Raw genomic sequence first — 24538 nt, 5'->3', positions numbered from 1 at the left:
CTTGAGTGCTAGCGACTATAGCGCTCAAAAATTTCAGCCAAGTTAAAGAACGGCCCTAATTTATATAATGACGGAAGATCATTAAGCGGCAATTAACTGAGCATCTCAAATTTATCCCGCCTACCTACATCTCTTTGAATACAGTTCACTGAAGGAGGTTTTATCACGAGTAAAATATCGATTAATTTATCGTATAAAATTGAATTTCTTTGTGTCTTATTAACACATCATTAAAAAATCGATGCGCAAAGTTTTTCAAATTGAGAAAGGTCCTTGATATGCCTTTGCGCCTCCTCCTAATGCCCTATGAGCGTTTGATTATCAACGGGGCGTCAATCCGTAACGTAGGACGACAGACCGCTTGTCTAATTGAAACGCAGTGTAAGTTACTTCGTGAGCGCGAGCTAGTCTACGAAGAAGAAGCGGACACAGAATGTAAAAAATTATCTGTTACCCTTCAACGGATATACTTTGATAATGATCCTAGCGAGGCGACTGAAATACTTTATGGACAAATGCGCGATTTATTTTTTTCGCAGCACTCATATGCACCTTATTTACAAAGGATAAAAGAACAGATTGATTGTCATCAGTATTATAAAGCAATTAAGATTGGGCATGAGTTAATAGCCTTTGAGCGGTTCTCGCGAGAAAACAAATCTTTAAGCGCTAAAGCTGGATGACATAGAGCTTGAATGATAAATTTTGTACTTGTTTCCTACCATATTCTGCCACGCCCTCAGCGATCGGCTTCGGCCGCGCGCCGGAAGAGCAGCACTAGGGGGTCTCGTCTCACAACGCCCAGGTGCGGCCTCGCTGGCGCAGTCGCGCTGATCGGACACGATTGCGGCCAAGCTTGAGCCCAGCTATGCGCGCCACCTCGGGGGGGGGGCGGGAGCAGGAATGAGCGATGTTGTGGCCGCCCTACTCCTGGCGCTGGCGGCCGAGAACGCCGAGTTGCGCGAGCAACTGGCCTCCGCTCAAGACATGCTCGTCAAGACCGCGATCGACGCTGGGAACAAGCACGCCCTCGTCGAGGCATGCAGACCGAGCGGGATGCGTGGCGGGAGGAGGCCGAGCGCTTGGCCAGGAAGGTCCTGAGGACGGGCTGACACAGGCGACACCGCTTTGGCCGGCTGCTACAGCACCTGCCTCCCCCGGACGCGCGCCCGAGGCGTTCGCGACACCAAACGGCGCGCAGCGGGCGAGCATGCGACGACAGGCGGGCCCGAGCCAGTTCCTCGGGGCTCGCCCGTGAAGCCTTGGCCGGGCAGTCGCATGAGGGTCGGTGCGGCGGCGGGACTGGAGACCGCAGGGCGCCGGCTCACGGCCCTCGACAATCGCCGGTGCGCAGGTCCGGTCCCGAGCGCCCGCCGGACGCATCGTGAGCGTGCAAGGGTTCGCTAACCGACGACCGTCACCAACGTCGATATGTCTAAGCGAACGACCCGAACCTTGAGAGGCGTTCTCTGGATCGCCGCCCTGGCGCTCTGCTGCTTCTCGGCCGTAATGCTGATGGGGGCCAACAGGCCTACTGAACGAGCGATAGCGCACCTGCCGTCCGCTGATCCCACGACAACAGGCGCCATCGATAAGGGTCCCATCCGGTGGTGTGGTGCCGCCTCTTGGTGCCGATGATGCACACGATCACGTCGCTGTCGTCTCAGGCATAGGGGCCCCCGAACAGGTCACCGAGCGCTTTCCGCCGGAACAGCGTGCGCCAGCGTCGCCTCTGATGTTCCGGACGGTCGTGGATCATGTGGCAGCGCTGGCAGAAGGCCGCGAGGTTGGCGTCGGCGTTGTTTGCGGTGTCGTGGTCCCGATGGGCTGCAGCCAACACCACCCAAGTCCGGCGAGCTCGTCCAAGGATGTCAGCTTCCGCAGCTATCCGGATCCGTCTGCCCCAGCCGTCGCGCCAGCGGCTAGCGTCCGCGTCCCACCAGCGCCCATCGCCGAGGTGGTAGACCATCCGCCCATGCGGCCGTCCGCAGCCCTCGCAGCAGCCCTTCGCCGGACCAAAGCGGATCGCCAGCGACAGCTCGCGCCAGTCGATTGGATAGAAGTAGCGATGCTCGGGCCGGATCGGCATGGGGGCCGGACTGTGCCACCTATCGTGAAGAAAGCGTAGCAGCGGCGCTATCTGCGGGACGCCTATGGACCTGTCCGACGTCGAATTCTGGGCCCTTCTCGCGGTGGCGATTCCCGGCTTATTCCTGCCGGTCATCATCGCGTGGTGGATGGGCCGTCCCATCTTGCCGATCGCCCTGCTCAGCCTCGTGTTCTGGCCCGGTGCGCTGATCCTGGCGCTGCGGCTGCAACGTAAGCGAGGTTTGTAACCTGAGACCTAGCGAAAGCTTGAACGATATCGAGTGCCGTCACGTTCAGCCTCGGACCGATCAACTCGATCTGTCGGGAGGAAAACGCCATGTCGATGAAGACCCTTGCCCTCGCCGCTGCACTGACGCTCGCCGTCACGGGAACGGCTCTCGCTCAGATGCCTGCCGGCAGTGGCAGCGGTAGTGCTCAGAGCAACATGAACAATCCGGGAAGCGTGAAGAGCCCATCAGAGAAGCGCATGGGCGGCCAGCAGGGCATGATGGGTATGAGGCACATGAAGCGCCATCGGCGCCATCATATGCGTCGTTCGCGCATGTAGTTATAGTTACCAGGGTTCCGCAGACATCGATCTGCGGAACTATTCCGCTAGCGTTGGTCCCAGGTTACGCCGGGGTGATCTGTCCCCCCGTTGAGAGCAGGTCGCCATGCGTATCCTTGATGGCGTCGAGCACGGCCTGGGGGTTCGCCGGCCGCGCCATCGCCTCCGCTTCGTCGTCGACCCGATCGGTGAGGTGGGGATGGTCACGCCTCATCTCCTCCAGCAGGGCGATGATCTTGGCACTCTTCTGTTCGGAAACGATCGCGAGTTCCAGGGTAAGCTGAGCGCGGTGCTCGGCTAACTGCTCATCGTGCCGCTGCGTGATTAGGATCAGACTGGTGACGTATAGGCTCAGGACGCCGCCAACGTCCTGCATGTACGCGAAAGGTGGCGGATCGAAACTGGCGTGACCGAGTGCCGGGAGGATGAGGTTCAAACCGACCCAGGCGAAGATTGCGAGAGTGAGTACGCCGACGAAGCGCGGGCGCCCGACGGCGCTGGTCATGCGGGCGACGGTGCGTTGGACCGGTGTGGCCTTACGATGATGTTCGTGATGCAGATCCGCAATTGCGCGGACTGTGTCCTCGATGTGCGCAGGCAGGATGGGCGTAGCCCCTTTATTCTCGCGGTCGAGAATTAAATTGGGCATCGGCGGTGCGATCTCGTTTTTGAGACAGTTCTGTGAAGCCGGAACATGCCGACGGCGTGACAGGTTGCACTCAAATATTTTCACGCCAGCCGAGACAAGCCGATGGCCCGCTCTCCCCTTCCCCTGAGCGTGGCCTTTGCCGCGTTCGCAACCCTGGCGCTCACCGCATCGGCGCAGGCCCAGACCAAGCCCGGCGAGATCAAGGGTTTCGATGTGATGGGCGATAAAGGTCGAAGCGCCCAGGACGGTTGGAGCCAAGCACCAGTGCCGCGGGAGGAGTCCGCAGCCAAAGATGCCCCCAACCCTGGCGGGAAGTCGGTAGCGCAGAACAAGGAGCGGCCCGTGCCAGCCGCCCCGACCACCTACAAGCCAGGCGAAGATCCGCAGGCGCCAGTTGAGCAACAGGCAGCAGCCCCCTCCGGCAATAACCCAACAGCACCATCGAAGTAGATCAACTATTCTGTCCAATCAGATAGTTTGACATCGACGTGCAAAAATTATGCAGGGCCGTTCTCCACTCAGAAGAACGGCCTTTAGTTTTGGTGGCGGCGATTACATCACGTATTTGGCGATTGTCGATGACGCCTACTTCCCGCCACCGCTGCCCGTCGACCCCATCCGCGAAGGCTGCCCTTCGTTGCCGGAAGCGGCTGAGTCGCTTGAAATGCTGTCTGCAGCGCGGCCGGTGGGTGAGTAGGTTGCAGCGCCTTCTTCCCCGGTCGAGCCCGGCTGCCGGGTAACGACACCGGGAGCGCCACGTGGGACGATTACGGTCGTGCTAGTCGGGGTCTCGAAGACCTCTGCAGAGACAGGGGTAGCAAGCGCCGCAGCAAAAGCCGCGGCGAGAATGAGCTTGGTCATAAGGTTCTTTCGTCTGTGGGCGTGGGGAACAGTCGATCGTGCACAATAGGTCCCGACGCCGATGTCACAGGGGTGTGAAGGCTTGACCGACGCACGCTCCTCTCAGGCCGATCGATTGTAAGTCGGTCCAAGCTGCGCGTTAGGCGCTGGCGAAACTGATATGCGGAACGCCCACAGGCGGGATCAGAACGGGTCTTCCAAAGCATCGGCAAGGGCTGAGGTAACGCCGTTCTCGATCAGCGGCTGACCCCTGACCCCGGTACTCCCCTGTTACTCCCTATCAGCGGCTGACACGGTCACGCAGAGCACCTGTGGCCGTACTCTGAAAGATCGGGGCTTGTGCTTTGCCCTGTGCGCCCAATTCGGGCTGACGTCGTGCGCAGAGAAGCCCGGGTTAAACAATTTTGAATACACATACCATCGCTGCGCAAGCAGATAGGTCCAGCATCACGGGAGGGTGGATGCCACGCTACTTTTTCGACGTTCTGCAGGAAGGGGAGGACGTGACACGTGATCATAATGGGATCGACCTACCCGACCTTGAGGCGGCAAAGATCGAGGCCCTTGAAGTCTGGAAGCGTGTCCTCAGAGAGCGCGCCTCAGGTACCCCTGACCCGTTCCGCTGGCACGTGGCGATCCTAGATGAGAACGGGGCGGCCCTGGCCAAGGTCCCTTACCCCTCCGATCTCGGAACCGAAGCACCACACTGAAGCGGTGGGTTCAGTATCGCTCGCACCTTCAGTGCGTGAGGTGTGATACCCCTGAGCTTGTGGCACATCGGTGGTACTTTGACTGGTGGCCTGCCCCCATCCGGTGGCCCAGGTTTGAAGTTAGTGCATCGTCGGTCGCGTGACGATGGCGGGGCGAGCGGACGGTACTGAGCCGCCCGGTTCCGGTGGCCGGATGACGACCTCCGGCGCAGGCGGGCAGTAGCCGAGTGACGAGTGGGGTCGGATGCTGTTGTAGTACCTCCGCCATCGCTCGATCACGACGCTGGCTTCCTTGAGGGTGTAGAACACCTCGCCGTTGAGGAGTTCATCCCGTAGCTTCGCGTTGAAGCTCTCGCAGTACCCGTTTTCCCAAGGACTGCCCGGCTCGATGTAAGCCGTCTTCGAGCCGACCGCTGTGATCCAGTCTTGGACGGCTTTGGCGATGAACTCCGGGCCATTGTCCGAACGGATATGCTCGGGCACGCCGCGCAGGCTGAACAGATCCGAGAGGACATCGATCACGTCGTACGCCTTCAGCTTACGGGACACACGGATGGCCAGGCACTCACGGGTGAACTCATCGACCACGTTCAGCATCCGATACTTGCGCCCATTGTGCGTGCGGTGCTCGACGAAGTCGTAAGACCAGACGTGGCCGGGCCGCTCCGGCCGCAAACGGAGGCAGGAGCCATCGTTGAGCCAGAGGCGGGCTCGCTTCGGCTGTCGCGCTGGAACCTTGAGCCCCTCCAGCCGCCAGATCCGTTCGACCCGCTTCACGTTCACCGTCCAGCCATCGCGGCGGAGCATCGCCGTGATCCGACGGTAGCCGTAGCGCCCGTACTGGAGAGCCAGTGCGACGATGGCGGCGGTCAATGCCGCCTCGTCCTCGACCACCACGGCGCGCTTGCGCTGTGTCGAGCGGTGCTGACCAAGAACGCGGCAAGCGAACCGTTCCGACACGCCATGCTCGGCCACGACGTAGTCGACGCAAGCCCGGCGGCGAGCCGGGCTCAGAAGTTTCCCGAAGCTGCCTCCTTCAGGATGAGCTTCTCCAGCGTCAGGTCCGAGATCGCCCGACGCAGGCGCAGGTTCTCCGTCTCCAAGGACTTCAGCCGCTTGACCTGATCACCCTTCAGGCCGCCGTACTCGGATCGCCAACGATAGTACGTGACCTCCGTCACCTCGATGGATCGGATTGCTTCGGAGACCTTGCGGCCCTGCGAGACCAAAACATCGACCTGACGCAGCTTCGCGACGATCTCTTCAGCCGTATGCTTCTTCCGACGCATCATAACATCCTCCACATGGCGCGAAGCCATACCTCAGGGAGGACCACTTTTCAGGGGGCAGGCCAGGGGTCGCAGAACGCTACCCCCTCGCCGAAACCATCGCGCCGCCCGCCCGCCCAAAATGGACAGGCCCGCAAGCTGACCGCCAGGTCTGCCGCCCGCCCGGCCTCTCAGCCGAACAAGCCCGCGCACCGCCCCGTCGCCGAGCGCCGTGCCGCCGTCGAGACCCTACTCGCCGAAGGCCTTTCGGATCGGGAGATCGCCCGGCGGGCTGGCGTGTCGCCCTCGACGGTGTCCGCCGTCAGGAAAGGCTAGAAAGCCGCCAAATTTGGCGCATGAGGGCCATGAGCGAAATTCGCGACCAGGTGCAACGGATTTCAGCTAGCGGCCGTCCTGGGTCAAATCTGGCGATCTTAGGCGCCATCCGCCAAAACCTGCGCCGTGCTGGTTTAGCGTTGCGTCCCAGGAGGAATCGCGAGCCGCCCGGCTGGCATCAGCGCAATGACTGCCTGAGAAAACTCAACGCACTGTGGTCGGAAAGCGCCTCGCGTAGCGGCTTCTGAAAAACCCAGTCGGGCCGGAGCCCACCCTGCGAAATTCCATCGCGTGAGACTGCCTCCGAAAACTCCGGAAACTCCCGCGATGACTGCCCCGGAAAACTCCTCGCGTAGCGGCTTCCGAAAAATAGCTGCCCACCGGCCTGCGCGCTCTAAATCTCTCTACTTTAGAAGCGGCGGTAGTCCCTTTTTCAGGTGTCCGAGTTGTCCGGTTTGGCCCTCGCGCGCGCCTGCGTATCGTGCGCTTAACTCCGAACGGTGTGGCTATTTCGAGCTACTTTAGCCACGCAGTGCCGCCTCGCGCGGCGCGCGCGTACTGGTCCCGAAACGCGGTCCGAGACCAACATCTACCAACAGGCGCGGACCGGTTCGGACCTCAACATTCTTCAACAGGCCGCCGCCGAATTTTTTCTGTTTGTTTATTCGGCCTTCGCCCGCGCGTGCGCTTTGATTTCCGTTGATTGTTTTTCAAATCGGGGCCTGATCCGCGCCGGCCCTTTTAGGGTGTGCAGGTTGTGCGGCTTGCCCATTTTGGACACCCCGCATGCTATCGCCCGAGAGGCGCTAAGCCATTGGCAGACAATCGTCTTGGGGAATCGATGGCCCAGGCCGAAGCCCTCGCGCGCGCGGCCGCGTACCGGTCCCGAAACTCGCCGCCGAGACCCGCGAAGGTCAACAAATGTCAACAGGCGGCCCGGCATCCGTCCCCCGACCAAGATGGCACTGTACCCCGTTCTGGCCCCGTCTCGCCGGCCTCGCGCGCGTGCGCGTACTGCTGCCGAAAACTCGGCCTCCCCATCACTAAACATCACTATTTTAGTAAAGCGCCGGCCTCGCGCGCGTGCGCGTATTGGTTGCGAAACTCGGCCCGGACCTTAACAAACTTGAACAGGTCGCCCGGCCTCGACCACAACATTTCACAGCAGGCCGAGTGGTCGGCAACCCGGCCCATCATAGCAAATCATAACAGGCAGCTCCCCGATCTGAGCGCAGATCCGCGTTCAGTTGCCGGGATGGCACCAACCGAACGGAATGCGTTCGCTTGCCCCGCCCCTTCGCGCGCATGCGCGTGCGCGTATTGGTTGCGAAACCCGAGCGGCGCGGCTCAGCCTGGACGAACCATCACGGCTCCGTCCGTCATATCGACATCGGTAACAGATGGCCCATCAACCCCCATCCGAGAGAAGAACGCGAGCCCGCGGTTGCAGGCGTCCGCGGCTTGGGCTCCGCTATCGGTCGGCAGGATGCGGACCAGTTCGACCATCACGGCGCCGATCGCCAGCATGCGCGCGTCCGGCTTCAGGTTGAGCGGCCCGGATCGGTTCCGGAGGAAGGCCGAGACGGCATTCTCGGCGATGATGCGAGCGGCGGTCTCAGCGTCGAATTCCTGCATGATCTGGTCTCCCGTGTCAGAGGAAGCCGCTCCCCAAGTGCCCCTTGAAGGCGTTGACGCGCTTACCTTCCCGCATCGTCACGCACCCACCAACAGAATTGACGGCTTCGACCCAAGGGCGTCGCTTGCTAGGGCTCGGAAGCGTATCGAGGAAGCGACTGCAGGCGGCGGCAAGTGCGTCGCTGGACTCGGTCGGCATGACGGTCAGCAGCTCGTGCATCAACCCGGCCAGTACAGCCTCATGCCCAGCCGAGAGGATGCCGTACTCGACCGGTTTATGCCTCAGGATTGAGACGACGTTCTCAGCGATGGCGCGAGCCTTGCTCTCATGATCGCGGCACATCACCCGAACCTATAAGAACCCGCTTCCCGAGTGCCCCTTGAAGGCGTTCGCCCGCTGGATGTAGCCGATCACGGTCCGCGGGTACCAGTGGCTCAGACAATCATCTTTCCCTTATGGCCGCGACCTGGTCCAGGCTTTCGGTGATGCTCTACTCGTTGTTTTTCACCGACCAGCACCGGTGTCTCACCTTCGCTCAGCACCGACATGACCACCGCGCGGAAATCGTTGCATAGCCGCGGCTCCATGGCCTCACAGGCACGCGGACAGATCCTACGCCAGGCCTCCCGATCGACGCGCGCGGAGCGGTGTTGGTTAGACACGACGACGCTGAACGATAACCCGCAGTGCGGACAACAAACGGGCACGAAGCGCATGACAAACCCCGGGGGCGTGGAAAAACGCTCCTCGGGCGATGCTCGTTCAGCGGATTGTATTCAAAATGCGATGGGCGCGGCATCGAGCAATCTGCTTGCGAACGCATCAGCCAACTCGATGCCGACGAACTGCTCAGCGTCCGCGTTTGTCTGCCGAACACCCTCAGCACTCACCGCGGGCACGTCGCCGCCACCGCGCGCTACACAGTAGCCGTCGCTCCGGCGCGAACGCCGAACGGCACAGGGCCGAACCACGTCGTCACGGGATCCGGCCCGCTCTCTCATCACGGACGCATCGTCACCGACCCGTCCTCTGGGTCGACCGCCTCGACGCACGGGCCCGCCGAGACCGATCGCGCCGACCGTATCATCGAGCCCGCGATTGCACGCTGCTGCAAGGGCGTCGCTGGAGACAGTAGGTAGGACGGGCAGAAGGCTGCGCACCAAGACGGACACGACGGTCACACGTATGGTCGGGTGAAAGGGCAACCCATCCCGACTGCGCTCGACGGCAGAGACGACGTTATCGGCGATCAGCGTGGCGAACCGCTCAAGGTCGGGGCTCGGCATCATCTCGGAGGTGCCTACAAGAAGAGAACTTCTTCAGCATATCGTATTGCGTTTTGCCGGGCACCGATAGATCGTTATGTCTTACTCAAAATCAGGTGCATCGTGAGCAAGAACGTTGAAACCATTGAGGCCCAGGCCGTCAATTTTATTGAGCTGACGGCTGGCATCGTATCGGCCTACGTGTCCAAGAACTCGGTACGGCCTGCCGACATGGCGGAGCTGATCGCCAGTACGCACGCTGCACTCACGGGGCTTGGCAATGCCGGCGCACGTGCTGCTCCTACCACTGAGAAGCTCACACCCACCCAGATCCGGAAGTCGATCACGCCGGACGCGCTGATCAGCTTCATCGACGGCAAGCCGTACAAGACCTTGAAGCGGCACCTTGGCAAGAGCGGCATGACCATTGAGGACTACCGTGAGCGTTATGGCCTGCCGCGGGACTACCCCTCCACGGCCGCCAGCTACTCGGCGCATCGCTCCGCACTCGCCAAGAGCCTCGGCCTTGGCAGCCAGCGCAAGAAGGCGGCCTCGAAGGCGGCCGAGCCCTTTGAGACTGTGTCGGAAAAGCCCAAGAAGGCTGGACGGCCGCGGAAGGTCAAGGAGGCCGCTGAGGCGTAGGGCGCTTGCGAGGAGCATCCCGCCGAACCTTCGCCTTAGATTGAAGCGAGTTAGGGGTGTAGGCGCGCCCGTGCATAAGCCGATGAACTCGCGCGCTCCTCAATCGGCAGAGCAGAGAGCGCTGATCCTCAAACGTATCTCTCGATCCTGGGCTGTAGTCACGGGCGGAGCATGTCTGCTTGTGGCAGGGTACGGGGGAGCGCTGGGAGCCGATTGCCCAGGCATACTTCAGATGCACGGTCTATTGCGCTGGAGTGCTGGGCAGTGTGCGTTCAAACAGTACAATCCGGAAGTCGTCCAGGATGCCAAGCGCTGCTTTGACCTGCTTGGCTCCTCCGTAGCAGCCCCACTGATGTATGCAGGGCGCGCGCAGTTCGAGCAGATGGCGGCAATACAGGGACGGGAAGCGTCCTGCCGGGAGATCGCTCGGAAGTTTCCAATGGTCGTGCGGTAATTCACTGGCCGAGGTAACGCGGCTCAGCACCACGAAATCGCGAAGGGGCAGGCCGTACCTCTGCTCAGAAGTCCGCGTGTAGGCGTGAGGCGAAGAAGTGCGCCGGTCCGCGGTCTCGGTTGTAGCCGGGGTTCTCCACGAACTGGTAGTCGAAGGTCAGGGTCACAAACTTCGTCAGGTTGATCGCGTAGTAGGTCTCGATCTCCCGCTCCCGGCCGTAGCGCAGCGTCCCGTCGCCGATCAGCAGGCCGTCCAAGCCCGCCGCGAACGCTGCCCGGTGCGAAGGCGAGAGCCCGTTCATCGCAGCGCCGATGCCGATCGTGTCGTCCGGCCGGTCCCAGGCCTTGCCCTTCAGCGACAGCCCGCCCGAGAAGCTCTGGTCCACGTCGGTGAACGATAGCTCCTCCGTGCGCCCGTCGTTCAGGCTGGCACGAGCGAATAGCCCTAGCTCCGGCGTCAACGCCTGCTCCAGGTTGATGTAGCCGCCGGTCTTGCGCCGAGGTGCGCGGGTCGCGATGGCGGCGTCGTTGGCGTTGTCGAACAACCCGAGCTGCGTCAGCGTGACGATCTCCCGGTTGTCGGCTGTCACGCCGACGTTCGAGAAAATCCCGATGCGGATCTTTCCCGGCTGGTCCAGCCAGGGCAGCACATGGCGCTCCTCGAACTCGGCGTTCAGCCCAGCGCGTCTGAACACCCGCGGGTCGAGCACGTCGCTGCCCGGCTCCTTGGGCACCTGCGTGTAGGCGGCGCGGATCGCGAATTCCGGGCGATTGTACTCCGCGTACACACCCTGGGTGAAGCCAGGGAGGTTAGCCGGGAAGTCCCAGGCTGAGGAGCCCCAGAGCGACCAGTTGAAGAAGTCCACCCGCGGATCGTGCGCGTAGATGTTACCGTCAAAGAAGTCGCCCAGCGCGAACTTGCCGGCGATCAGTGTGATCCGTTCCACGTCGCGGGTCGTGGCGACCTGGTTGGGGCCGTCGGGCACGTCCTCGGTCTCGCCGCCAAAACCAATCGTCTGCTTTACGTAGTAGCGTTCCGAGCGGAACTTCGGGAACGGGGCGCCAGCCTTCTGCGCCTCACCGTTGACGAAGCCGGCGACGCCATGCGTGCCCGACAGGCCGAAGCCCTGGCTGAACTCGGGGTTGTAGTACAGCTCGGTCCCCTCGGTGACCTTGAGGCCGAGGAACGCGGTGGCCGTGGTGGTCTGCCGGGCTTGGTGTGGAACGAGGCTGTTGTCGCCTTGGTAGGGCGAGTGAAAGCCCGGCGTGCCCTGCGCGATCAGTGTCGTCTGCCCGTGCAGCGAGAACCGGCCAGTATCGCCGTTGTCGGGGTCGTGCGGGGCGGTCTCATCCGGATCCGGAGGCACCTTCAGACCGCCTGGGAACCACATGAAACGGAGGAATACCTGGTTCGAGGTGAAGCTGGCCCGGGTCGTCACCGGCCCAAGATCCGGCACGCTGCCAAGGGTGAAAGCGCGGCTTACACCTAGGTCGACGTAGCGGTAGTCGATCCCTAGCGCGAGGCTGTCGCTGATTGCGTACTGCACGCCCGCCCCGATGGTGAAGCCGAGGTAGGATAGCTCCCGCCGCGCCGTGTTCTGGCCGCCGAGGTTCAAATCCGGATAGCTGGCCAGGAAGCGGGCGTTCGCGCCGCTGAGCCCGAAGGAGGCGTAGATGAGGTAGCGCTCGAAGCTGTAGCCGAGCCGGGCGCGCAGGGTGCCGTACACGTCGGTCTTGGCGCGGATGATGTTGAAGGCCTGGTCTGCGTCCTCGTAGCCAAAGCCAGTGATAGTGGAAGCGACCGGGCGCTTGAGGTTGGCCGCGTCGAGGCTACCCTCGATGCCGTAGACCCAGGGCCCGCTCTGCCAGTTCCATCCCGCGAAGCCGCCGCCGACCGCGGTGGTGGCGTCGCCACCCTGGTCGTTGCGACCGGTCCCATCGCCGGTCTTGAAGGCCGGGACGGGGCGGCCGCCGACAGTGCTGTTTCCGAAGTTGAAGGCACCGTAAGATCCGCTGGCGCTACCTTCCAAGCCGACGTATCCGCCTGACCAATCGGTGTAGGTGAGAGTGTCCGTCGTAGGGCGCGGCGCGACGAGGTCGGCCGCCGCGACTGGAGCGTATGGGCTGACGAGCATCGCAAAACCGCAAAGCATCGTCGCGGATCGCAGCCTGATCGTGAAAGCGGGCTTGGCTGACATCAGAGCGCTGTTCGAGGCGCGGCTCACACCGGACCTGACAGCGCTTACGAATTGATCGCCACGTTAACAATGCTTTAACTCGATCTGCGGACGGGAAAATCTACGGTGTGCTCGGCGAGACACAAGATCATAATACATTAGAATTGTTATAGTTTGAGAATTTAGGCAACTGGCGTGGTTGTACTTTGCCGAATGCGCGATGTAGACCTTGATTATGCGGACTCAGATCCCCCGAACCGCCTCTCGGCTCCACACTGTTTACGCCCTCGTCGGGATCGGCCTTTGCGCGCTCGCGGGGCCTGCCGCGGCCAAGGAGGTGCCGATCGGCCCGCACGTGACCCGGAACGGCCTGGAGGTCGCCGCCGTCTACCTGCAGCCGATCGAGATGGAGCCCGCCGGCATGATGTGCGACGCCGCGCAGTCGGATCTCCACCTCGAGACCGACATCCGCGCTGCCAAGGACAACCGCAACGGCTTCGCCGAGGGCGACTGGGTGCCGGCGCTGGAGGTGCATTTCGAGGCGGTGAAGCTCGACGGCGACAAGCCCACGGACAAGAAGGTGTCCGGGATGCTGATGCCGATGGTGGCCAATGACGGGCCGCATTACGGTGACAACGTCAAGCTGTCCGGTCCCGGCCGCTATCGCCTTACGGTGACCGTCGCGCCGCCCGGCAAGGACAGCCATTTCGGCCGGCACGTGGACAAGGAGACGGGCGTCGGGCCGTGGTTCGAGCCCTTCGACGTCGTTCAGGACTTCACCTTCGCGGGCGTCGGCAAGAAGGGCGCCTACTGAAAGCGTCTGAGCTGATAGGCTCTTTGGTGATAAGTCGCGGTCAATCCTGAAGAAACTTGTTCCCACTATGCCTTTTGAAGGCGTTGACGCGCCGACCGTCCCGCATCGTCACACCCCCACCGACAGGATCGACAGCTTCGACCCATAGGCGTCGCTCGTCCGTACTAGGCAGCCGGTCGAGAACGCGATTGCAGGCGGCGGCAAGCGTGTCGCTGGACGTGGCTGGCATAACCGCCGCCAGTTCGCGCATCAGTCCAGCTAGTACGTTCGCATCCCCGGCCGAGCGAAAACCACACTCCAACGGCCTGTGTTTCAGGATAGAGACGACATTCCCTGCGATGGCACCGATCAAGTGCTCTTGGTGTTTATGATCCAACAGACACCTGACGGATCCTCGATCTGAAGTCGTTACCAGAGGCGGAGACGTGCCGGACAAAACCGACATGGTACCTCTCGACTGAAATCAGACGATCCGCGGCGGTGCGTCGGCGGTGAGCGGGCCCACCGGGCGCCAGACGTTCTTGCGAACGCCGAACTGCTCCAGCCGGTCGAGCAGCCACCACTCGATCCGGGTGCGCCAACGGGCCAGCCCGGTGAGGGACCAGACGTCGACCCCGGCCAGCGGCAGGAACGGGTTGTGCCGGTCGTAGGCCCAGACTTCGATGCGCACCGCTGGCCGCAGCGACGGGCCACGGGCATGGAAGCCCACCGTGTCGCCCACCACCAGTGTGTTGCCCGGGACCGCGAAGGCCACCGGGTCGACGTAGCCCATCCGCTTCAACTCTGCGGGGTTCGCCCGGAACGAGCCACGGCCGCTGAGCCGATCGAGACCGCTCGCCGCGTTGATGGCGGTGCGCCGCTCCCAGGCGAGCCGGCGCTTGGTCAGCCGGTGCGAGCCCGGCACGTAGGTGAACGGCCCCTCGTCGGCCGCGACGTCGGTGAGGAACAGCCATGCCTTCATGGTCGGGTGGAAGGTGTCGATATGGAAGTTGGTTTGCGGATCGGGGGGCGCGTCCGTGACGTGCGACAGGATCGTCTGCACCGTCAGGATCGGCTCGCAGTTAAAGCTCGACACGTAGCGCAGGAGGTTCTTCCACTCGGGCATCGCTAGCAGCTGGCGCATGGCCGGCATCTGCTTCAGCGTCTCCGGATCGAGCGGGATGCGGCGGGTGACAGTGTCGCCCTGCACCTGCTCACGCCCCTCGGCTGCGACGCCGGTGACCTCTGCGTAGACAGCCCTGTGCAGGTCGCCCGGCATGAAGTCCGCGCGCTTGATGAAGCCGTCGCGGGCGAAGTCGGTTCGGTCCTGCTCGTCGACGAGATGCGCGAGCTGGCGGCGGCGTAGGGTCGCCATAGCGTGGGCGAGCCGCACGCGCAGCGTGTGCAGGCCCGCGCGGTTGAGCCTCTCCGAGCCGAGGATCGGGTTATCGACGAAGGATTTCGCTCCGGTCGCGAGCTGGGCGAGCCACACGGGCGTCATCAATGTGCCGCGAAACAGCTGCGCGATCGACATCTGTGCTGGCCTCAAGCTCGCTGCGCCGACGCTTCCATTGCCGGCATCATAGGTACAGCGTTGTAGGTGGGCGAAATCGAGACAGGGATTACGACATAGAGGCCGTTGGAAATTCACGATCATGTTATGGGCTAGTGGTTCTCCACCTGTGTTGCTGATGAGTGATCAATGCTTTGGGGACCGGGCGCCGAGCCATCAGTCTACAGAAACCCGCTCCCCGAGTGCCCCTTGAAGGCGTTCGCCCGGCGGATGTAGCCGACCACCGTCCGCGGATCCCGGTGCCCCGACTGATCCATGATGCGCGCCAAATCCGCCCCGCGCTCGGCCGCGGTCGTGATGTAGCCGGCCCGCAGCGAGTGCGCGCCGAATGTCGAGGCATCGAGGCCGGCAGCCGTGCAGTAGCGCTTGATGATGTCGGCCACGGCCTGCGTGGTCAGGCGGGGCGGCAAACCGGAAACGGTTTCCGTTTTGCGCACGTTGCCCGACCGCGACACTGGCCGGAACACCGGGCCCGAGACGATGCCGGTCGCGTCCAGCCACTCGCGCACCAGGGCTACCGGTCGGATGAACCGGCCGTGCGGGATGGCCTTTTCAAAGCCCCTGCCCTCTTGGTCGACCTTGCTTCGGCGGACCATGACGCGAAGGCCCTCGGGATCCTCGCGCAGGTCCTCGACATCGAGCGCCACCAGTTCGGAGCGCCGGAACGCGCCCGCGAAGCCGAGGGCGATAAGAGCGCGATCTCGCTTGCCCGTCAGACTGTCGGGCGTCCGCATCAGGAGAGCAGCCAGGATCTCGGCGGTTGCGGCCGCCTTCTGCGTCGGGGCAACGCCTACCTTCCGCCGCGCCCCCTTCATTGCCGCTCGCACGCCTTCGTCGTCTGTCGGATCGGCGACACCGGCCAGCTTGTGAGCGTACCGGATCGCGGCGAGCCTGCGGCCGAGCGTCGAGGCGGCGCGGCCGTCCTCCGCTTCCGACACGATGAAGCCCGCCACGGCCTCCGGGCTCGCCGGGAGGGACCGGAACCCGTACCGGTCGCACCACGCCTGGAACACCAGCACATCGCCGCGATAGGCGCGCACCGTCGAGGGCGCCTTGCTGGCCTGCTGATAGGCGCGGACGATCGCTGCGGCCTCAGCGGGCAACTGCCGGGGATCACCCGGTAGTTCGACAAACAGGGTTTCGGGTTCAGCCATCGCTTCCATCGGCGGGAGCGGTGGTGACGGGAGGTGCGATGCGGACGGGGAAATTCTGCCGTCCCAGCACGTCGGTCAAAGCCCGCACCGTGTCGTGATCCGAGAGCACCCGATAAGGGTGAACTCTATTGCGACTGTCCCGCAGAACGACAGGGTATTCGCACAACCCATCCCGTTCGATGTCCCGAGCCAATGCCTCGACCCGCGGCCGGTCTACTGGCGCAAGCCAGCCGTACAGCGATCCGATACGCCACACGTCGTTGATCGAAATCTCGGTTGGCTCAACTGCCTGCGCCCGCTGCCGGTGCGCCTCTCTCTCTGCCTCCTGGAATGCCGCGTCAGACAGGTTGCCGAACCGTGCGAAGAACTTCGCGACGCGATCAGCCCCGATCATGTCCACCAGGGCTACGGCGCCCTCCGCGATGATCGCGTCTTTCCGGCGCTGCTCATCCTCGCGAGCCACCCGCTCCCGTTCCTGCTTCCGGGCGGCGGCCGCTTGTCGCTTTTCACCCTTCCCCCGCAGGGCGTCCTCTTCATCTCGCTCCTCCTGGGAGAGCGCCGCTCGCCGCGTCCTCTCCTTCTCGGCTGCGATGTGTTGTCGAGCTTGGTCCCGACCTTGACGTACGTCATGCAGAATTTTCTCAGGGCGAACCGTTTCGCCGGCCTCAATCCGGCGCAGCACCGCGGCGCGCACCTGCTCAGGCGTCGAGGGGGCCGACAGCTCATAGAGGACGCTCGGCGGCAAATACGACACCGTGTCGCTTTTATCCCCCAGCACCTCAGCGGCGCTCATGGCGCGCTGCGCGGATCGGGGCGTCATACCCATCTCGGCCTGCACCCATTCGAGGAACAGTCCGTGCTCAAGCTGAGCCTTGATCGCCAAGAGATCCCGGCCGGTCTCAATGACGTAGGCCATTTGTCGATCACGGTAGCGGTCGACCGCTGCTTTGGCTTGGTTCGCTGCTGCATCGTTCAGCTGGGAATAATCGAACCCTGCGGTGGCCGAAGGCGGGGTGTCGAGCGGCAGGAGATCCATGGTCTGCGCATCCATCGTCTAGCTCCCCGGTTCGGTGGAGGTATTGGTTTCGGTCCGGCCCATCTGTTCGGCCAACTCCCCGCGCCAGCCATCTGGCAGAGTGAGGCCGCGCATCCTGGCTCGCGCCTCGACGGCGTTGAGCACGCGCTGCCAGTGCTCGGCCGAGATCCGCTGCACGTCGGCGGCAAGCCCGAGGTTACAGGCGGCGGACGAGGCGGCGTCCCGCAGGGATGCGAACGCATCGGCGGGCGAAGATAGCTGAGGCTTCATTTCATCACGCGCCTTTGGTCCCGCCCGACTGAAACTTTCGAGAATAACGTTTATCGGAAGTTACACTGACTGCCGTCACGCTGCAATGCTTTGGCGCTGTAATGCTACAGCACTGAAGAGCGCAACCCGACACGCGGTGCTGTCGGCTGCGGGAGGGGAGCGGACGCTGGGCTGTCGCTCCGAACCGGACGTTCTGCATTCGACCCAACTCAGCCGCCCAAAACGCTGTCGGCTATCCCCCGAAGCGGACGTTCGTCAGCCGTGCGGCAACTGCGGCTCGGGGTGGCAAGCGGACCCCGGCCTTGCGTCCGTAAGCGGACGTTCCGCATCCGACCCAAGTAAGTCGTACCGCTGATCATCGGAGCGGCCGGAAAGCGGTCATGGGCCCGCTCCCCATCCCTATGGCCTACGGTGATCTGTGCACGCCTGTCAGCGTCGCGCGACGAAGCGACGAAGCTTGCCGGGGGCATCCTTCGTGATGGCCTTGCCGTGCCCGAACGCGACGGCCTGGAAGTCGAGCGCTGCGAGCTTGCGTTGGCTGGCTCGCCCTTCCGCCTCGTTCTCGAACGCGATCGGGTCGCTCACACCCAGGATGTTGATGAACGTATCGCCGCCGAGCAGGAGCCGTCCGCCTCGCCACATCAGAGCGACCTGTCCGGCGCAATGACCGGGTACGTGTATCGCGTGCAAGCCACCCAAGATCGGCAGCGTCTCACCGTCAGCGATGTGCTGGTCGATCGGGAACGGCTGCATGCGCTCGTTCTGATCCCAAACAAGCTTGTACATCAGTGCGTGCACGAGGCCGGGCGCAGGGGCCATCGGCCGGAACGGGCCGCCGCTTTCCGCCAGGGGAGCGTCGGCGGCATGCATATAGGTCCGTGCACCCGTCGCGCGGATGATGGCGGCCGCGCTCCCGATGTGATCGGGATGCCCATGCGTGAAGACGAGGTGCTTCAGGTCTGAGGGACGCCGACCGAGTTTGCTGATCGCGTCGAAGACGATCTGCTCCTTGCCGGGGAAGCCCGCGTCGATCAGGGCCAGTTCCTCACCCTGACGCAGCAGGATGGCGTTGCCGTTGCCCAGCGCCAACAGCCAAGCATCCTCGACGATCTGCTGCATGATCATGACCTCTGCGTCGTTGCCCTGGACGGGATGCGCTCCCGCAAGGAGCGTGTTACCATTGGCAACATACGCTTAATGTTACCACCGTCAACACACCGCACGAGGTTCTCGTGAACACATCCGCGTCAGCCGCCCCGTACCACCACGGCGATCTGCGCCGTGCCCTTCTCGACAGCGCCACGGCGATCCTGACGGAAACGGGCCGATGGGAGTTCTCGCTGCGCGAGGTCGCCCGCCGCGCCGGGGTGAGCCATGCGGCGTCCTACCGGCATTTCACGGATAAGGAAGCGCTGATCGCCGCGGTGGCGCTCACGGGTTACGAGACGCTGCATACCCGCATGACCGCGGCGATCGATGAGGCCACGGGTGCGGTCGGGACCCTGCGTGCCATCGGGCAAGCCTACATCGGGTTTGGCGTGGCGAACCCCGCCCTCTACCGGCTGATGTTCGGTCAAGCCTTACCCAGCATCGAGGGCCTTCCGCCCGCGGTCTTGGCTGTTCTGACCGAGGCGCGTGCTGTGCTGCGGGGCGTGATCCTGGCCGGTGCACGCGCGGGCGCATTCGCGATCGACCCGGAGGATGAGCAGGAGGTCTCAGTGGCGGTCGTCACCGCATGGTCGCTCGTTCACGGGTTCACCCTGCTGACAATCGATCGTGTGGTGGACCGCGAGGTTCGCCCCCAGGTGATCGACGCCTTAGCGGCCCGCGTGGCCGAGCGCCTGATCATCGGCCTGTTGCCGACACAAGGTAGAAAATAGGTTTGATGCCGGTTCGCCCGCGGATCGGGATCGCCCCAGCGCAGGCACGCGGTGATGTCCGCGTTAGCGTATGCGACGCCGGAAACCAGACAGTCTCTTATCCACCCGACCCGGTCGTTGGCCTCTGTTTCAACAGCCTGGAAGCGGACCTTCCGAGGGTCGGCAAGGGGTCGTGTGCGGGCGCGGAGGCGATGTCCGCATCCATCGATCGTTGCCCGAAAGCAGACAGGCGGAAATCCACCCAACCCGGTCTTAGGTCGCCGCCTATCATGCTGCCACGAAGCGGACCTTCTGAGGGTCTGCGAAAGGTCGGAAGCGGAGGCAACCGCCGTCCATGTTCGACAAAAGCACTGTAGTGCTGCAGCATGACAGCACGAAACCGGCATAGCGTGGTAGTCTCGCGATGCCATAGCACGATAGCGCTACAGCACTGTTCCGCTATCGTGCTACGCCTCGCCCTTGGGCTTGAGCGACGAGACCGGCGGATGCCCGTGCTTCTGCAAGGCTGCGTCGATCCCTTCCATGATGACATCGTGAACCTTCACGTCCCGGGTGAACGCGATCTCGCGCAGGCGGCGATGCACCTCTTTCGGCAGGTACACGGAGGTATGCACCACATCCGGACGGGCTCGCCGGCTCGCAGGCTTGGCGCTCGCCAGTTCGGGCGAGGCTGGCGCGGATGCCGGGGCAGGGGCAGCAGATGCCGCCGGCTCACGGGGTTCGGATCCCGGCAGGGTCAAGCCGCCGATCAGGGACGGGCGCTTGCTCATGCCTTGTTCGCCTTCATCTTGCGATCCGCCCAGGCCCACAGCGCCCGCAGCTCCTCGGCAGCCTTGCCGTCGGGCGCGTACTCCGTGACGCCTTTCCCCGCCGCGAGCGCGTCTTGATGGTCGGCGCGTTGCGTCAGGGACGGTTCGGCTAGAACGCCGAACATTCCGAGCCCGCTGGCCGCTTCGACGGTTCGAGCCGAGCGCCCGGCGGGGCACTGGTTCAGCACGAACGCGAACCGGTCCCGCATGCCGAGACGCATCAGGGTTTCGATGGTCGGCATGGTTGCCTGTAGATCGAGGCGCGACGGCCGGGCGGGGATGAGCGCCAGGTCTGCGGCCTGCATGGCCAGATTGCCCCCGGTGGAGGCGACGCCGGCCGTGTCGAGCACCGCGACCGTGAACCCCCGCGCACCAAGCGCGGCTAGGATTTGCGGGAGATCCGTGAGACGATCCGAACCGAGCCGATCAACGGCCGGCGCATCCTCCGTCCGAACGTCACCCCACGCCGCGAGCGAGCCTTGCGGGTCGAGATCGAGGGCGGCGACCTTCTCCCCCGCCTCGACGGCCGCGACAGCGAGACTGGCGGCGATCGTGGTTTTTCCGGATCCGCCTTTTTGTGTGACCAGGGTTATCGTTCGCATGGCCCCCTCATGATGCCGTCGCGCTGTAGCAGCAAGGCACGACGACACGAAAGCGCTACGGTCTGGCAGCACCATCGTGCGATAGTGGTGTAGCGCTACAGCATTACAGCGTGAAAGCATCGAGGCGCCGTAGTGGTGCAGAGCTGCTCGCGCTATCTGAACCGCATCAGCCGCGGGAGCGGTCGGGAGGTGCGCGAAGCCGGGCGAGCCGTGATTATGCGACCGCCCGGCCATTTGTCTCGCATGGCCCTACGAAACGCCAACTCTGTCTCAGATCATGATTTCTGGAATGGGCGTCCTATCGGCATTGGCTTAGTTCACCTGATGCGATGGGCCCTGGAGAGGCCAATGCACCGGAGGAACCACATGACGCCAAAACTTGCTCGCACCGTGGCTCTGTGCCTCGCGCTGATCGGCACGCCGGCTCTGGCGCAGCCTACCGAACCTCCGAAGCCCGCGGGGCCACCACAGGCGCCGGCCGGAGGAACACCGGAGAAGATCCCGTTCGGGTTCCCGTATGGCACCCCAGTCACCTACGAGCAGGCGAAAGCCATCCTGGGTGCTGCCGAGGCCGAAGCGAAGAAGCGCGGGTGGCCGATGAACATCGCTGTCGTCGACACGCATGGCGAACTCGTCCATTTCGCCAGGCTTGACGGCGCACAGCTTCCTTCGATCCGCATCTCGCAAAACAAGGCCCGAACGGCCGCGCGGTGGCGCCGCGAGAGCCGCGTGTTCTTCAACGGCTATGCCGCAGGCTCGACCTACTACGGTACTCTCGATCCAGATCTGGCCGCCTCGCCGGGTGGCATTCCGCTGATCGTGGACGGCAAGGTCATCGGCGCGATCGGCTGCTCCGGCGGCACTGGAGATCAAGATGCGCTGATCTGTCAGACAGGGGCAGATGCGCTGAAGTAGGCCGACAACGCTGTTTTGGTTGATGCCTTCCTGCGCGAGGCCGGGCGAGCCGTGATGATATGGCCGCCCGGCCAAAGCAGCGCGTTATAGCGGGCTCACTCAGTTCGCTTGCCCTTGTGTCCACGACCCGGCCCCGGCTTCCGGTGATGGTTCCGTGGCTGCTTTGCGCCGACGAGAACGGGCGTCTCGTTCTCCCCGGGCACCGCCATCGTCACTGTCCGAAAATCGTTGCAGAGGCGTGGTTCCGCAGCCTCTATGGCGCGCAGGCACATTCGCCCCCAAGCCTCCCGATCAACCCACGCTGAACGATGCCTGGAGGATACGACGACACTGAACGACAGGCCGCATTGGGGGCAGCAAACCGGAACGAACCGCATGACCGATCCTGGATACGTCCAGAAACGGCCGGAGCGCTCAATCGGATCAACGATTTGCGCTCAAGATACGATGGGCGCCAAACTGTGCCCCGTGCCTAACCGAGCAGCAAACCACCTCGACTCTTTTGGGTGAGGTAGCTGTCTAATACCGATCACTCTTTCAATCCTGGAACCGGACCCCAGCCGATCTTCCGCCACCCGATTTGATCACGGGCTGGCGGGGCTCGGTGCCGTTCCTCACGGCGAGGGGCAAGTACGCGACCCGGCCCGAGACGCAGGATGGCGGGGGGTGATTAGCTGAGGCTCAACGGCGGCCTGCGCCTAGGTCCCAGTTCGGGATTGCAGGTACAGAATGGCGGTTGGTAACCCCCATGATCGGACGGGCTAACATCACTCCAATCCGAGGTGGCGATGGCATGCGGCACAGACGCCATCAAGGTGATCGGATACCTCGGAGATGGACTTGAGATCCTGCGCTTCCGCCGCGACATAGGCTTTCTTAGCAATATTAGCGAGGCGCGTGGCATAGTCGTTCCATTGCGCATCGCGCTGCCGCTGCGGGATCATCAGTGCGTTCGTCGCTTCCACTAGCGTAGCCGACGCACTCACAAGATTTTCCCAATCCTCCTCCGTTTTCGGACCAAGGTCATGCTCGCCTTGAACGTCGATGGTGACTGCGTTGACGTCCCAGATCTTAGTCGCTGCGGGCGTCAGCACGTGCTCCATAAAGGTCTTCATATCGACTTGTTCAACGAAAGGCGACGGCGTGTTCTGCGCCTTCACCGCGGACCCGAGCAGAATTGCTCCGACACCACACAGGACACTGAGCGTAGCTGCGCGTTTCATATCGGATCCATCGTGAAGCCGATCATTCGACCGCAGATCACCACCGCAACCCAGAGAGCAATAGATAACGCACCAGCTATCCGCCCTGCGCCCGGAGGCGGAGCGTCTGCAACCCACTTGGCGAGATCACGGCCACCGAGGAAGTGGAAGACTATCATGTTTGCCCCAGCAAGGGCGATGAGAACCAGCTTCGTGTCGAAATAGCCGTTGGCAAGGTACCGGCTTGCGTTCGAGATGAAGAGAAGGAAGCCCGTCGTCGCGGCGATCACGAAAGCGACCCACGTCAAGGGAAGGACAGATCGCGCGAGGTTGACAACGGGTCGATCACGCGACGCTATATTCAGTAGGCGGAGATCTATGATGAAGATGGAACCGATCGTTGCGCAGATCGCGATGACGTGAACCGACTCGATCGAGGGAAAAAGCCAGTCTCCTTCGCGAATAGCTTCGGCGATGCTGCTGTTTTCGAGCAGCGCGATAAGATCTCTGATGGTCATCAGGCGGTTGGCGTGTAAGCAATCCACCGTCCGGCAACCAGAATGGCAGACCAGACCGTCAGAAAGGCGATTGAGACAATGATGGTGGCCGTGCGTCCCTCGCGGCGCCGTAGGCCGTCGGGCAAGTGCATGACCCGCGTCTGTAAAACACCCGTTAATATGATGGCAAACAAAAGCAAAACCATCTTAATGCCGAACGTGGCGTTCAATAGCGATCGCCGCGGTTCGCCGATCACCAGTAGGCTTCCGGTCAGAACTAGGATCGGCAGAAACTTCCAGATCGACGTCAGAAACCGTCTAGCGACCTGCCTCTCTTCAATGTCGCGTTCAAACCAACCGAACACGCGCCCAGCTGTTACTGTAGCTGCAGTAAATACGATGGCGACGCAGAGGATGTGGACGATCTGCAAGCCCGGGATCAGATATGGCGTCGTTTGGATGACACTGCTGAGCCAAGTGTGCGACAAACTACCCGTCAGTTCGTAAAGCGTGTATTCCATGGCGCTTACTCGACCGGCGTGAAGCTGTAGCTAAGCTCTGTTCCGTTATCGAGCTTGACCTTCCTCAAGATCCCTCCCGGCTTTCCGTCGCGCAGCGGCGCGAACGTGAAGATCGCGTGATCGCCTGGTTGGATAGACCGCTTAGTCCAGCCGGATCGGGTCAGCACGCCGGGGCTCGATGCCTCGAAGGCCCATGTACCTGACCGCGGGCCATCCTTCGCGTCGGTATCGATGATGAAGGATATATGCGGATTGGCCCAGTTCACTTGCTTCAGGGTACCGGCCAAATCTTCCGGATGGTCGAGGTCGTATCCGGCGGTCGAGTGATGGGCGAAGGCTAAGCTGCCAGCGATAATTGAGACAGCAACGCCGAGACCGAGTGAGGAGCGCCAGTTATGGATCACAGATCATTTCTCCGTGTGGACGGTGCCGTACTCACCCTCAGGCGCGGGAACGAAAATGTCGTTTCCGTTGCTATCCTTGCTAGGGCGCAACTCTCCGAGAACGCACTCACCTTCTGTAATTTCGAAATGCTTTTCGGGATAGCGATTGAAGACGCGCGTCGTTTTCCACGTGCTGGTTAGGACATGTGGGGCGGTGATTTCCAGGTCGTCGTGCAGCGTATTCGGCGCC

At 62.8% G+C, this 24538-nt stretch carries 29 protein-coding genes; 11 read left to right on the top strand and 18 right to left on the bottom strand.

The window, feature by feature from the left end; all coding sequences use genetic code 11:
* Positions 1-278 precede the first annotated feature (278 nt).
* Both AC3IF1_RS28700 and AC3IF1_RS28695 read left to right on the top strand, forming a co-directional pair.
* Complete coding sequence (locus AC3IF1_RS28700; protein WP_489220527.1) at positions 279-683, top strand: flagellar biosynthesis repressor FlbT; 405 nt, start codon at positions 279-281, stop codon at positions 681-683.
* A gap of 220 nt (positions 684-903) precedes the next feature.
* The gene (locus AC3IF1_RS28695) at positions 904-1101 is read left to right on the top strand and encodes a hypothetical protein (RefSeq protein ID WP_489220526.1); all 198 of its coding nucleotides are present in this window, start codon (positions 904-906) and stop codon (positions 1099-1101) included.
* 562 nt (positions 1102-1663) lie between these two features.
* Here the strand turns inward: AC3IF1_RS28695 and AC3IF1_RS28690 are convergent.
* Positions 1664-2089: a hypothetical protein gene (locus AC3IF1_RS28690; RefSeq protein ID WP_489220525.1), complete on the bottom strand. Its 426-nt coding sequence runs from the start codon at positions 2087-2089 to the stop codon at positions 1664-1666.
* 64 nt (positions 2090-2153) lie between these two features.
* On the opposite strand from AC3IF1_RS28690, the gene AC3IF1_RS28685 reads away from it, so the two are divergent.
* Positions 2154-2336: a hypothetical protein gene (locus tag AC3IF1_RS28685; protein ID WP_489220524.1), complete on the top strand. Its 183-nt coding sequence runs from the start codon at positions 2154-2156 to the stop codon at positions 2334-2336.
* Between the two features lie 89 nt (positions 2337-2425).
* A complete protein-coding gene (locus tag AC3IF1_RS28680) occupies positions 2426-2656 on the top strand; it encodes a hypothetical protein (RefSeq protein ID WP_243973988.1) in 231 nt (76 codons plus the stop codon).
* A gap of 64 nt (positions 2657-2720) precedes the next feature.
* Here the strand turns inward: AC3IF1_RS28680 and AC3IF1_RS28675 are convergent, their stop codons facing one another.
* Positions 2721-3305 (bottom strand): DUF1003 domain-containing protein, encoded by a 585-nt coding sequence (locus tag AC3IF1_RS28675; protein ID WP_489220523.1) that lies wholly within the window; start codon positions 3303-3305, stop codon positions 2721-2723.
* A 102-nt stretch (positions 3306-3407) separates the two neighbouring features.
* Between AC3IF1_RS28675 and AC3IF1_RS28670 the strand changes: the two genes are divergently transcribed.
* Both AC3IF1_RS28670 and AC3IF1_RS28665 read left to right on the top strand, forming a co-directional pair.
* Positions 3408-3755: a hypothetical protein gene (locus AC3IF1_RS28670; protein WP_489220522.1), complete on the top strand. Its 348-nt coding sequence runs from the start codon at positions 3408-3410 to the stop codon at positions 3753-3755.
* Between the two features lie 872 nt (positions 3756-4627).
* Positions 4628-4876, top strand: coding sequence for a DUF6894 family protein (locus AC3IF1_RS28665; RefSeq protein ID WP_243970336.1), 249 nt, complete (start codon positions 4628-4630; stop codon positions 4874-4876).
* A 120-nt stretch (positions 4877-4996) separates the two neighbouring features.
* Here AC3IF1_RS28665 and AC3IF1_RS28660 read toward each other — a convergent pair.
* Positions 4997-6165, bottom strand: a protein-coding gene (locus AC3IF1_RS28660) for an IS3 family transposase (RefSeq protein WP_489220288.1) whose coding sequence is annotated in 2 segments (ribosomal slippage) — positions 4997-5901 and positions 5901-6165 — 1170 coding nt in all. Because the reading frame shifts where the segments join, the coding sequence is not laid out codon by codon here.
* On the opposite strand from AC3IF1_RS28660, the gene AC3IF1_RS28655 reads away from it, so the two are divergent.
* Entirely contained in the window at positions 6148-6480 is a 333-nt protein-coding gene (locus AC3IF1_RS28655) for a helix-turn-helix domain-containing protein (RefSeq protein ID WP_489220521.1), read from the top strand. The genes AC3IF1_RS28660 and AC3IF1_RS28655 overlap by 18 nt on opposite strands.
* 1347 nt (positions 6481-7827) lie before the next feature.
* On the opposite strand, the gene AC3IF1_RS28650 is transcribed toward AC3IF1_RS28655, so the two are convergent.
* Both AC3IF1_RS28650 and AC3IF1_RS28645 read right to left on the bottom strand, forming a co-directional pair.
* Entirely contained in the window at positions 7828-8115 is a 288-nt protein-coding gene (locus AC3IF1_RS28650) for a hypothetical protein (protein WP_489220520.1), read from the bottom strand.
* 16 nt (positions 8116-8131) lie between these two features.
* A complete protein-coding gene (locus AC3IF1_RS28645; RefSeq protein WP_489220519.1) occupies positions 8132-8458 on the bottom strand; it encodes a hypothetical protein in 327 nt (108 codons plus the stop codon).
* Between the two features lie 1046 nt (positions 8459-9504).
* On the opposite strand from AC3IF1_RS28645, the gene AC3IF1_RS28640 reads away from it, so the two are divergent.
* Positions 9505-10023, top strand: coding sequence for a Ros/MucR family transcriptional regulator (locus AC3IF1_RS28640; protein ID WP_489220518.1), 519 nt, complete (start codon positions 9505-9507; stop codon positions 10021-10023).
* A gap of 518 nt (positions 10024-10541) precedes the next feature.
* Here AC3IF1_RS28640 and AC3IF1_RS28635 read toward each other — a convergent pair.
* On the bottom strand, positions 10542-12629 hold the full coding sequence (locus AC3IF1_RS28635; protein ID WP_489220581.1) for a carbohydrate porin: 2088 nt from the start codon (positions 12627-12629) through the stop codon (positions 10542-10544).
* Between the two features lie 259 nt (positions 12630-12888).
* Between AC3IF1_RS28635 and AC3IF1_RS28630 the strand changes: the two genes are divergently transcribed.
* On the top strand, positions 12889-13467 hold the full coding sequence (locus tag AC3IF1_RS28630; RefSeq protein WP_489220517.1) for an iron transporter: 579 nt from the start codon (positions 12889-12891) through the stop codon (positions 13465-13467).
* A 463-nt stretch (positions 13468-13930) separates the two neighbouring features.
* Here AC3IF1_RS28630 and AC3IF1_RS28625 read toward each other — a convergent pair whose 3' ends face one another.
* The 5 genes from AC3IF1_RS28625 to AC3IF1_RS28605 form a co-directional block, all read right to left on the bottom strand.
* On the bottom strand, positions 13931-14980 hold the full coding sequence (locus AC3IF1_RS28625; RefSeq protein WP_489220516.1) for a phytanoyl-CoA dioxygenase family protein: 1050 nt from the start codon (positions 14978-14980) through the stop codon (positions 13931-13933).
* Positions 14981-15180: 200 nt separating this feature from the next.
* On the bottom strand, positions 15181-16173 hold the full coding sequence (locus tag AC3IF1_RS28620; protein ID WP_489220515.1) for a site-specific integrase: 993 nt from the start codon (positions 16171-16173) through the stop codon (positions 15181-15183).
* Complete coding sequence (locus tag AC3IF1_RS28615; RefSeq protein WP_489220514.1) at positions 16166-17224, bottom strand: hypothetical protein; 1059 nt, start codon at positions 17222-17224, stop codon at positions 16166-16168. The genes AC3IF1_RS28620 and AC3IF1_RS28615 overlap by 8 nt, the downstream gene beginning before the upstream one ends.
* Before the next feature lie 3 nt (positions 17225-17227).
* Positions 17228-17479 (bottom strand): hypothetical protein, encoded by a 252-nt coding sequence (locus tag AC3IF1_RS28610; RefSeq protein WP_489220513.1) that lies wholly within the window; start codon positions 17477-17479, stop codon positions 17228-17230.
* 429 nt (positions 17480-17908) lie between these two features.
* Entirely contained in the window at positions 17909-18598 is a 690-nt protein-coding gene (locus tag AC3IF1_RS28605) for an MBL fold metallo-hydrolase (RefSeq protein ID WP_489220512.1), read from the bottom strand.
* Positions 18599-18711: 113 nt separating this feature from the next.
* Here AC3IF1_RS28605 and AC3IF1_RS28600 point away from each other — a divergent pair, with 113 nt between their 5' ends.
* A complete protein-coding gene (locus tag AC3IF1_RS28600; protein WP_489220511.1) occupies positions 18712-19359 on the top strand; it encodes a TetR/AcrR family transcriptional regulator in 648 nt (215 codons plus the stop codon).
* Positions 19360-19805: 446 nt separating this feature from the next.
* Here the strand turns inward: AC3IF1_RS28600 and AC3IF1_RS28595 are convergent, their stop codons facing one another.
* Both AC3IF1_RS28595 and AC3IF1_RS28590 read right to left on the bottom strand, forming a co-directional pair.
* Positions 19806-20129, bottom strand: coding sequence for a hypothetical protein (locus AC3IF1_RS28595; protein ID WP_489220510.1), 324 nt, complete (start codon positions 20127-20129; stop codon positions 19806-19808).
* On the bottom strand, positions 20126-20770 hold the full coding sequence (locus AC3IF1_RS28590) for a nucleotide-binding protein (RefSeq protein ID WP_489220509.1): 645 nt from the start codon (positions 20768-20770) through the stop codon (positions 20126-20128). Before AC3IF1_RS28590 ends, AC3IF1_RS28595 begins: the two co-directional genes overlap by 4 nt.
* 366 nt (positions 20771-21136) lie before the next feature.
* Between AC3IF1_RS28590 and AC3IF1_RS28585 the strand changes: the two genes are divergently transcribed.
* Positions 21137-21685: a GlcG/HbpS family heme-binding protein gene (locus tag AC3IF1_RS28585; protein WP_489220508.1), complete on the top strand. Its 549-nt coding sequence runs from the start codon at positions 21137-21139 to the stop codon at positions 21683-21685.
* Between the two features lie 767 nt (positions 21686-22452).
* Here AC3IF1_RS28585 and AC3IF1_RS28580 read toward each other — a convergent pair.
* The 5 genes from AC3IF1_RS28580 to AC3IF1_RS28560 all read right to left on the bottom strand — a co-directional run.
* Positions 22453-22908 (bottom strand): hypothetical protein, encoded by a 456-nt coding sequence (locus AC3IF1_RS28580; protein WP_489220507.1) that lies wholly within the window; start codon positions 22906-22908, stop codon positions 22453-22455.
* Positions 22905-23405: a DUF6644 family protein gene (locus tag AC3IF1_RS28575; RefSeq protein ID WP_489220506.1), complete on the bottom strand. Its 501-nt coding sequence runs from the start codon at positions 23403-23405 to the stop codon at positions 22905-22907. The genes AC3IF1_RS28580 and AC3IF1_RS28575 overlap by 4 nt, the downstream gene beginning before the upstream one ends.
* Positions 23405-23905 (bottom strand): hypothetical protein, encoded by a 501-nt coding sequence (locus AC3IF1_RS28570; protein WP_489220505.1) that lies wholly within the window; start codon positions 23903-23905, stop codon positions 23405-23407. Before AC3IF1_RS28570 ends, AC3IF1_RS28575 begins: the two co-directional genes overlap by 1 nt.
* Before the next feature lie 5 nt (positions 23906-23910).
* Positions 23911-24309 (bottom strand): DUF6152 family protein, encoded by a 399-nt coding sequence (locus tag AC3IF1_RS28565; RefSeq protein WP_489220504.1) that lies wholly within the window; start codon positions 24307-24309, stop codon positions 23911-23913.
* A gap of 3 nt (positions 24310-24312) precedes the next feature.
* The coding region (locus AC3IF1_RS28560) for a hypothetical protein (RefSeq protein WP_489220503.1) at positions 24313-24538 on the bottom strand (226 nt) is incomplete at its 5' end.

This window comes from Methylobacterium sp. E-012 (assembly GCF_057836545.1).
Note: the sequence above shows the minus strand (reverse complement) of the source record. Positions and strands in the feature narration are given on the sequence as shown.